The organism is Chitinophaga sp., from assembly GCF_036569185.1.
In the GTDB taxonomy this organism is placed as follows: Bacteria; Bacteroidota; Bacteroidia; order Chitinophagales; family Chitinophagaceae; genus Chitinophaga.
This window is the reverse complement of the sequence record NZ_DATCRD010000295.1, coordinates 1-8,029: the sequence shown is the minus strand read 5'-3', so window position 1 is coordinate 8,029 and position 8,029 is coordinate 1. Positions and strand designations below refer to the sequence as shown.

9 protein-coding genes are annotated in these 8,029 nt (G+C 43.2%); 5 read left to right on the top strand and 4 right to left on the bottom strand.

The window, feature by feature from the left end; translation table 11 throughout:
- Window positions 1-783: 783 nt before the first annotated feature.
- Together VIM72_RS23010 and VIM72_RS23005 are read left to right on the top strand one after the other, a co-directional pair.
- The gene (locus VIM72_RS23010) at window positions 784-1,755 is read left to right on the top strand and encodes a hypothetical protein (protein WP_332005165.1); all 972 of its coding nucleotides are present in this window, start codon (window positions 784-786) and stop codon (window positions 1,753-1,755) included.
- 40 nt (window positions 1,756-1,795) lie between these two features.
- Window positions 1,796-2,011, top strand: coding sequence for a hypothetical protein (locus VIM72_RS23005; RefSeq protein WP_332005164.1), 216 nt, complete (start codon window positions 1,796-1,798; stop codon window positions 2,009-2,011).
- Window positions 2,012-2,108: 97 nt separating this feature from the next.
- Here the strand turns inward: VIM72_RS23005 and VIM72_RS23000 are convergent, their stop codons facing one another.
- From VIM72_RS23000 to VIM72_RS22985, 4 genes are all read right to left on the bottom strand, one after another.
- Window positions 2,109-3,143: a glycosyltransferase family 61 protein gene (locus VIM72_RS23000; RefSeq protein ID WP_332005163.1), complete on the bottom strand. Its 1,035-nt coding sequence runs from the start codon at window positions 3,141-3,143 to the stop codon at window positions 2,109-2,111.
- 269 nt (window positions 3,144-3,412) lie between these two features.
- Window positions 3,413-3,979: a DNA-3-methyladenine glycosylase 2 family protein gene (locus tag VIM72_RS22995; protein ID WP_332005162.1), complete on the bottom strand. Its 567-nt coding sequence runs from the start codon at window positions 3,977-3,979 to the stop codon at window positions 3,413-3,415.
- A 156-nt stretch (window positions 3,980-4,135) separates the two neighbouring features.
- Complete coding sequence (locus VIM72_RS22990; protein WP_332005161.1) at window positions 4,136-4,633, bottom strand: methylated-DNA--[protein]-cysteine S-methyltransferase; 498 nt, start codon at window positions 4,631-4,633, stop codon at window positions 4,136-4,138.
- 98 nt (window positions 4,634-4,731) lie between these two features.
- Window positions 4,732-5,136, bottom strand: coding sequence for a hypothetical protein (locus VIM72_RS22985; RefSeq protein ID WP_332005160.1), 405 nt, complete (start codon window positions 5,134-5,136; stop codon window positions 4,732-4,734).
- Window positions 5,137-5,595: 459 nt separating this feature from the next.
- Between VIM72_RS22985 and VIM72_RS22980 the strand changes: the two genes are divergently transcribed.
- The 3 genes from VIM72_RS22980 to VIM72_RS22970 all read left to right on the top strand — a co-directional run.
- A complete protein-coding gene (locus VIM72_RS22980; RefSeq protein WP_332005159.1) occupies window positions 5,596-6,330 on the top strand; it encodes an Error-prone repair protein ImuA in 735 nt (244 codons plus the stop codon).
- Between the two features lies 1 nt (window position 6,331).
- A complete protein-coding gene (locus VIM72_RS22975; protein WP_332005158.1) occupies window positions 6,332-7,834 on the top strand; it encodes a DNA polymerase Y family protein in 1,503 nt (500 codons plus the stop codon).
- A 14-nt stretch (window positions 7,835-7,848) separates the two neighbouring features.
- A partial coding sequence (locus VIM72_RS22970) for a PHP domain-containing protein (protein ID WP_332005157.1) occupies window positions 7,849-8,029 on the top strand: 181 nt, incomplete at its 3' end.

Genomic DNA, 8,029 nt, shown 5'->3' with positions numbered 1-8,029 from the left:
CTTTTACATTCACTCTATCCAGTTTCATGATAAGTTTGATTTAAAAAATTTGATACATAATTTGATACATGTTTTCGGAAAATATCCCGAATTGATGCAATACAATTTTAAGTATAAATTTTATGAAAACCAGCAGGGCATTGCGTTTTGGGCGTAATTAGCAACAACTGAAAGTAACTGAAAATGTGGATTTTTCAGACTCATAATCAGGGGGTCCCAGGATCATGCCCTGGTGGGACCACGCAACTAGAAAGGCTTTCAGCGGATTGGCGCGGAAAGCCTTTTTTCGTTGAAGCGATTAATTGAGAAATTTAAAATACCTGTAATTGTTACCCAATGCATTGGAATCAATCATTGAAAAGAATTTGGTATATTTTGCGTCAAGTGCGTTTTGTTAGCCGTGCCATTTTAAATTAGCCTATATGTTAATATTGTATTATGAAAATCACCATCCACATCCCGGGTTTTTATCCCTGCCGTTGTTTCCATTTTTTATCAAAGCCCAAACTTGATTCCTTTCGATCACAAAGACTGGATATCTGTAGTATCTAGTATCTCCAGGTACCTGTACTGGAAATTATATGGGTAAACAATGATGCTGAAAGGTACACTTCTACCATCCAGGTAAATATTCATGAAGATGCCAACTATTATAAACAGCAAGGAACTTATGAAATCCATAGTAAAAATATTAAGAAGAACATGCAGATAGCATGCGTACCCGGGATACAATTTTGTAGTAAAATCGTTTCATTTGAAAACTAAAAATAAATCTATACAAGTATGTATAAAATTTTCTTCCCCTTTACCGTCCTTCTTATAGCAACATTTCTTCCTTTTAGTTCATTGGCCCAAAATAGGATTGAAAACACAGGTAACGTTGGTATTGGAACCACTGCGCCGGTTGTACGGTTAAGCATTTGGGGGCCCTCAGATGATTCAGCAGCTATTTCTCTTCAATCCGGGGGGAATAGCCGGTTTTATATACAGCAGGGAGGAGCATTGCTGAAAATAGGAGGAGTGACGCCGGGAATTGGGATCATTAACGTACATAGCACCGGAAAAGTTGGCATTGGAACGAATACGCCCTCAGCTTTGTTGGATGTAAATGGTGATTTCCGGCTTGGGGTTGCTAACGGAGGAACGGCTTATTCTATTGGTTTTACGCGAATCGGCAATGCACAGCTTTATGGTACAACCACGTCCGGACTGGCTTTGGGTGGAGATGGAACGGGGATCGATGCTGTTGTTTTACCGAACGGCAATGTGGGAATTGGAACCGTTAATCCTGCATATAAACTGGATGTACGGAATGGGTCAGTGAATATAGGAGCAGGTGCGAATATTGCCTTTAGAGCAGGTGATTATCTTTCAATGGGAAATATGTCCTTTACAAATACTCCCTACATTGCATTCAATGCAGCTTTGACAACATCAGATATAGCAACGGGGAAGAATCTGGTTACCCCTGCTTATAATGCAGGGTCAGGGTTGATTATAAGGGGAGAAGGTGGTGGATCAGGCTTACACTTCTTCCAGAAAAATTACAGCAATGGTACTCCACCCTATGATGTCAACTCATTCACAGAAGTCTTAACACTTACAAACACTGGTGCCATAGGCATAGGTACCACTTCAACTGGCGTCCATAAACTAGCGGTGGAAGGTTCTATCGGCGCGCGGAGAGTAAGGGTTAACCAGACGGGATGGGCAGACTTTGTTTTTAACCCGGATTATAAGTTGCTCTCTTTATGAGATAGAAAAGTATATAACAACAAACAAACATTTACCTGAAATGCCTTCTGCATCAGAAGTTATAAAAGATGGATTGGATTTAGGAGAAATGAATAAAAAGCTGTTACAGAAAGTAGAAGAACTGACATTGCATCTGATACAACAGCGGAAGGACCTTGATGAAGCGTTGCAGCGAGTTAAGAACCTGGAATCACAAAATAAGAAAATGGAAAATATGATAAAGGAAAACAGTAGAATAGGCAATAGCGGTAGTTAATATCCATTCTATATCTATATCCCGGTAAGGTATAAGGAGCCACTTGATATCACGGGGCTCCTTATTTCTGAACCCGGGAGAAATAAAATTTAATCCCTTACCGCGTCGCATCTTTTATCATCTGCTCAACAGTTGCTTTCAGCAAAGGTATCGGCATGGTTAAATTACACGCATTGGGTCCTTCAATAGCAACGTCTTTATCAGGCTCACCAAACTGATAATAAAATTTGTGTTTTAAAGCTGCGGACAGATGCCAGAAGCATTGATTATGATATATTTTATTGCGCCTGAACTCAAGCACAGATCCACCCTCTTTCATAAATAAGGCGTTCGTTAATCCGGCGCCATGTATACCCGCAAGTATAGATGAATGATAGGTTTCTATAATCTGCTCCTTCAGGGACATATCCTCATAAGTAATTATCCCGAAACCATAACTTTTAAACAAAGCCGTTACTTCCTTTTCGTTGAGCACTTTCCGGTAGGCGGCCCTGGATCTGCTTATATATTGGCGCTTATTTTGACTGGCATTCAGGTTTAAAGTTGATTCCAGACGTCTGCGTATTTCCTGCATCAAATCATCATGACAGCGCCCTGTTAATACGGTATGGGTCACCAGGTCAAGTTGATCACATTGGATCCTTTCTCCCGGTGCAATCCATTCAATATTTGCCGGGAATAATTGCAACAGGTTTAAGCTCTCTAACCCTATGTTTCTTATGTACGGAATATCTGGAAGTAGTAAAGTATAATCAGGGAGGCGTGACGAAACAGCCAGAAGTCTTGGAAGGAAATCGGCAAACCAATGGTAGTGAGCAGGGCTCCACTCATCATAACAAAGTAAGTATCTCCCACTTTTGGGCAGCCGCTTTTTCTTTTTTAGATATGCAATTTTTAACCGCTTTATTAAAGGAAGAGGTTTAAAAATATGCGGTAATATCAAGGACTCAGTGACCACTTGCATCCTTGAGTTAAAAAGCCGCCCGTAGTGATCAACTATCACATTCGTATAGCTTAGGAGATTAACATCCCATGTATCATAAGTGAATTCTTCTTTGCAAAAGTCCAGTTCTCCTGGTATATAATTGGCTGGGAATTCTCTGATTATTTTCCTGGCCGGAATGATTAACATTATACGCACTATTTTTCCATGAACAGGTAGCAGCAGCGGCTGTTTATTGTAAACAGAATGCTGTCGTAATTTAAATCCACTGCGAAATTACTTTAATCTATGGAAAGATCTGTTTTCCTTTATGAAAAAACAATCGCTAATATTAACCCGATAAGATTATCCGCCACGTAAAAGCGGTGCTATTATGAAAGTTGATGGGTGTAGAATATCTGTCTATGAAAACAAACATAGCAGCGAATGATTATCATAATAGATTTATCCCTTACAATCTACATTGTCACTGCCTTCTTTATTTTCTCCGCTTCTGCATTATAGTTTTTCACGCGTAGCGACAGGTAATAATGCCACAATATCATCGTAGCAACGGTACGGTAAGGCTGCCATGATGCTGATATCTTAAGTATTTGTTCCGGGGAAGTATCTTTAGGGAGCTTCTTCACTTTCTTGAGCGCATTCACTGCCGCCAGGTCTCCGATAGGGAAAATATCTGCGCGTCGGAGTACGAACATCAGGTAAACATCGGCTGTCCAGTTGCCGATCCCTTTCAGCGCCACCAGGTTTTTACGCACTTCTTCATCGGGAAGGGATTCCATCGCAGCAGGACTGAATTCCCGGTTTTGAATGGCCTGGGCTAAGGAACGGGCATACGACATTTTCTGGCGACTGAAATAACACGCCTTTAGTTCCTCATCTGTTAGTTTAAGTAATCTGACAGGGGTTATTTTATTGAGTTTTTCCCGTAATTTATTAAGTGCCGCCAGGGCGGATGCCAGTGATACCTGTTGCTCCAGTATGATATGTACCAGACTTTCGAACGTATTGGGCCTTGTCCACATGGGTGGATAGCCATACGTTTTTATTATGAAGGCTAACTCCGGATCCTGCCGGCATAGCTGATCGCAGATGGAGTGAAAGTTTTTTGTTGAAAAAGTATGCAACACTTGTATCGGCTTTCCGGAAAGATAGTATAAACTCCGAACCCCGGCAAGTAACTAAAATAATGTTGGATTAACTTTATTCTCTAATTGAAGTAAGCGATGCTTATTAGCCAGCCCACCCGCAAACCCGGTTAATTTCCCCGAGGCTCCTATTACGCGGTGACAGGGAGCTATAATGGAAATAGGATTTTTGTTGGCAGCCCCTCCTACGGCACGCACAGCTTTCGGATCACCAATTTGTTTTGCGATCTGTCCGTAAGTTCTCGTTTCTCCAAAGGGAATTGTTAGTAATGCCTGCCATATCTTTTTTTGAAATTCAGTTCCCGAAAAATCCAGTTCAATGGAAAACGAAGTGCGTTTTTGTGCAAAATACTCATTGAGTTGTTCTTCCGTCTGGCAGAGTACAGGGTGATGTATATCGGCTATGCTGTTACTGACAGGTACACGGCCTGGAAGATCATTTTCCCACAATACTGCTGCCAAACCTTTATCACTGGCTATCAGGGTTAACTGCCCTACGGGGGATGTCATTGTTTTATGATAGTATGTCATTGTTTTATTTTTTTAGTGAGATAGATCCCGTTCTTGTTCAATACGCACAAATTTACTGTCGGCGTGCACATAAAAGAACCCGTTTCTTGCGCCTCACTTTAAATAGCCATTTGAGGAACATATCCTGCCCTGAAAGTATTTACTACAGATGGTGGTGTTAAAACAGATAACTTGCGGCCTTCAGGCAGAGGTATCTCTGTTGCATAACCAAAAGGTGACCATAAATAAAGTAATCCTTTTCTAAGAAGATAAGGGGCTCCTTCCATACTCACAAAAGTACCATCAGGTAATGTCTGCGGATTTTCTTTATAGGTAACTTTTGAATGATGGTTATCTATCCGTTCTGCATGTAAAATATTATCTATCTCTCCGATCGGCGTTTTTTCGTTAAAGCCTTTATCAGGATTGCCTTGTAGCCACAACGATTTAAACAGCTGAGCAGCCGCTTTACGGCATTCAAAACAGGGTCGGTGGCCTGCAGCAAAGGAGGTGGCCTCATCCATAAAGAAAAGCTCTGTATACCTGTTGGGCGCCATTACTGTTCTTCTTCTGTCCTTGAATGATAGTACGCAGGTGATCCAGGTTTTTATCTTATATGAACGGATAATTTCCTGGTCTTCATTGTGTAAAATCCCCCGGTTACCCATGAAAAGACCCCTGGCTGATGTTTTAATGATATTACCAAATGGATCAACTCTGTTTTGTAACATGGTAGTATGTTTTGCTGATCTGGTGATTAAAATTACATTTTCCGGAACGAATAATTAAGAGATAGTTAAAGTACTAACGTTAACGGTAATACGAAATTATCTTCATGTTTCCTTCTACCGGCTATCAAAACGGTTACATGATTTATCACTATTATTTAATTACACATTGTTGGAAATAATATTGGTAAATTACTAATTAATTTAGTATTATTGCTAAATAAATTAGTTTAAATATTAAAACAGCTGTTGACTATGCCAGCAGAAAAAGCAGCTATCATTGCCGGCCTGCAGAGGGATATCCTTCTTTTGCAAGGCTTTAAACAAGCCAATAGTACGAGTGTGGATATGGGGCTTGGACGCATTACAGCAGCTTTTCCGAATGAAACATTTCCAACCGGTGTGATACATGAATTTGTGAGCACTGCAGCAGAACATGCTGCTGCTACTGCCGGATTTATAAGTGGATTGCTGAATACATTAATGCAGGGTGGTGGCGCCTGCATATGGATCAGCACCTGCCGTACACTTTTTCCTCCTGCATTGAAAGCCTTTGGTATAGCGCCCGAACGGATCATTTTTGTAGACCTGGAACGTGAGAAAGATATACTCTGGGCAATGGAGGAAGCATTGAAATGTGAAGGATTGGCAGCCGTTATTGGGGAAGTGAAAGAAATCAGTTTTACCGCTTCCAGGCGTCTGCAGCTGGCTGTGGAGCAAAGCAGGGTTACAGGATTTATTCTTCGAAGGAAAGCTGCTGCCTTGAATAATACTACTGCCTGTGTTGCCCGCTGGCGTATTACACCATTAGCAAGCAAACCGGAAGGTGATATGCCTGGTGTAGGATTTCCCCGGTGGAACGTGGAGTTGCTGAAAATCCGTAATGGTAAGCCCGGTGTGTGGCAGATAGAATGGTTTTCCGGCAGGTTCCGGTTTGCAGATGAACAATTACCAATGGTGCAGCCAGCGTTGCTCCGCAAAATTGGATAGTATGTCGAGGCGCTTTATTTCTATATGGTTTCCCCACCTGTTAACGGATTGGTTAACCCGTTGCCGGCCGGCTTTGCGGGACCAGGCTTTTGTACTGGCCCTCCCCGATCATGGACGCATGATTGTTACAGCAGCCAGCATGGTTGCCCAGGAACAGGGAATTACAAAAGGAATGGCAGTGGCAGATGCACGGGCACTTATAGGAAACCTGCAGGTAATTGATGATAAACCTGGACAGGCAGGTCGTATCCTGAATGCTCTCGGGGAGTGGGCGATCCGTTTTACACCTGTAGCTGCAGCAGATCTTCCTGACGGACTTATACTGGATGTTACAGGCTGCGCACATCTTTGGGGAGGCGAACAATTATACATGGAAGATATAGTGGGCAGGCTTACCCGTATCGGGTACCAGGTACGTGCCGGAATGGCCGATACTATAGGAGCCGCATGGGCTGTAGCTCGCTTTGGGCCGGCATCTGCAATAGTGCCTGCCGGAGAACAATCCACGGTATTAATGGAAATGCCGCCTGCAGCATTACGACTGGAACCAGGCATCTGTGAACGATTGATAAAATTGGGTTTACGCCAGGCAGGAAGCTTTGCAGGGATGCCACGCGCTGTGCTGCGCCGCCGTTTTGGCCAGGAGCTGCTGCTGCGTCTCGATCAGTTTACAGGACTGGAAAATGAAGTGATCCAGCCCCTGCTGCCGGTTGAGCCTTACCAGGAGCGACTGCCATGCCTGGAGCCTATTGTTACAGGTACAGGTATTGAAATTGCGCTCAGGCGATTACTGGAAACCCTTTGCCAGCGCCTTTGCCAGGAAGAAAAAGGGTTACGCAGCGCTCAGTTTAAATGCTATAAGGTAGATGGCGGTATTGAACAACTGGGCATCGGCACAGGACATCCATCACATAATGTGAACCACCTGTTCAGGCTATTTGAACCCAATATACCAGCGATTAAACCGGATCTCGGGATTGAACTGTTTGTACTCGAAGCTCCTGTTGTAGAAGAGGTGCACCCGTTACAGGAAACATTCTGGAATGCTACAGGAGGACTGGAAGATGTAAGCATTGCTGAGCTGATCGACCGGCTAGAGAATAAAACCGGCAAAGGAACAGTTCACCGTTACCTGCCCGCTGAACATCACTGGCCGGAGTGGTCTGTAAAACCTGTGGGCAGTCTTAGTGAAAAAACAATGGCTTTATGGAAAACAGGCCGCCCCCGCCCCATTCAGTTGCTGCCAGAACCCGAACCTATAGAAGTAACAGCGCCTATACCAGATTATCCGCCTATGCATTTCCGTTATAAAAACGAAGTGCATAAAGTGAGGAAAGCAGATGGGCCTGAGCGGATTGAAAGTGAATGGTGGTTGCGGGAAGGACAGCACCGGGATTATTATATAGTGGAAGATGAAGCGGGTAGCCGTTACTGGCTCTTCAGGCTGGGCCATTATACGGCGGATAAATCCTATGCCTGGTTTATACATGGTTTTTTTGCGTGAGAAAATGAGGAGATATGAATTACACAGAATTGCATGTTACCACTAATTTTAGCTTTTTAAGAGGAGCATCGCACCCGGAAGAGTTGGTAGAACAGGCTGCGATCCTGGGGTATAGGGAAATAGCCATTACCGACCGCAACAGCCTGGCGGGTATTGTCCGCGCACATGCTGCTGCAAAAATCCATGGCATACGAA

What these genes read in the sequence shown, in the direction of transcription:
- VIM72_RS23010 (WP_332005165.1), top strand. Translation starts at nt 784, where the DNA reads ATGTATAAAATTTTCTTCCCCTTTACCGTCCTTCTTATAGCAACATTT.
- VIM72_RS23005 (WP_332005164.1), top strand. Translation starts at nt 1,796, where the DNA reads ATGCCTTCTGCATCAGAAGTTATAAAAGATGGATTGGATTTAGGAGAA.
- VIM72_RS23000 (WP_332005163.1), bottom strand. Translation starts at nt 3,143, where the DNA reads ATGTTAATCATTCCGGCCAGGAAAATAATCAGAGAATTCCCAGCCAAT.
- VIM72_RS22995 (WP_332005162.1), bottom strand. Translation starts at nt 3,979, where the DNA reads ATGTGGACAAGGCCCAATACGTTCGAAAGTCTGGTACATATCATACTG.
- VIM72_RS22990 (WP_332005161.1), bottom strand. Translation starts at nt 4,633, where the DNA reads ATGACATACTATCATAAAACAATGACATCCCCCGTAGGGCAGTTAACC.
- VIM72_RS22985 (WP_332005160.1), bottom strand. Translation starts at nt 5,136, where the DNA reads ATGGATGAGGCCACCTCCTTTGCTGCAGGCCACCGACCCTGTTTTGAA.
- VIM72_RS22980 (WP_332005159.1), top strand. Translation starts at nt 5,596, where the DNA reads ATGCCAGCAGAAAAAGCAGCTATCATTGCCGGCCTGCAGAGGGATATC.
- VIM72_RS22975 (WP_332005158.1), top strand. Translation starts at nt 6,332, where the DNA reads ATGTCGAGGCGCTTTATTTCTATATGGTTTCCCCACCTGTTAACGGAT.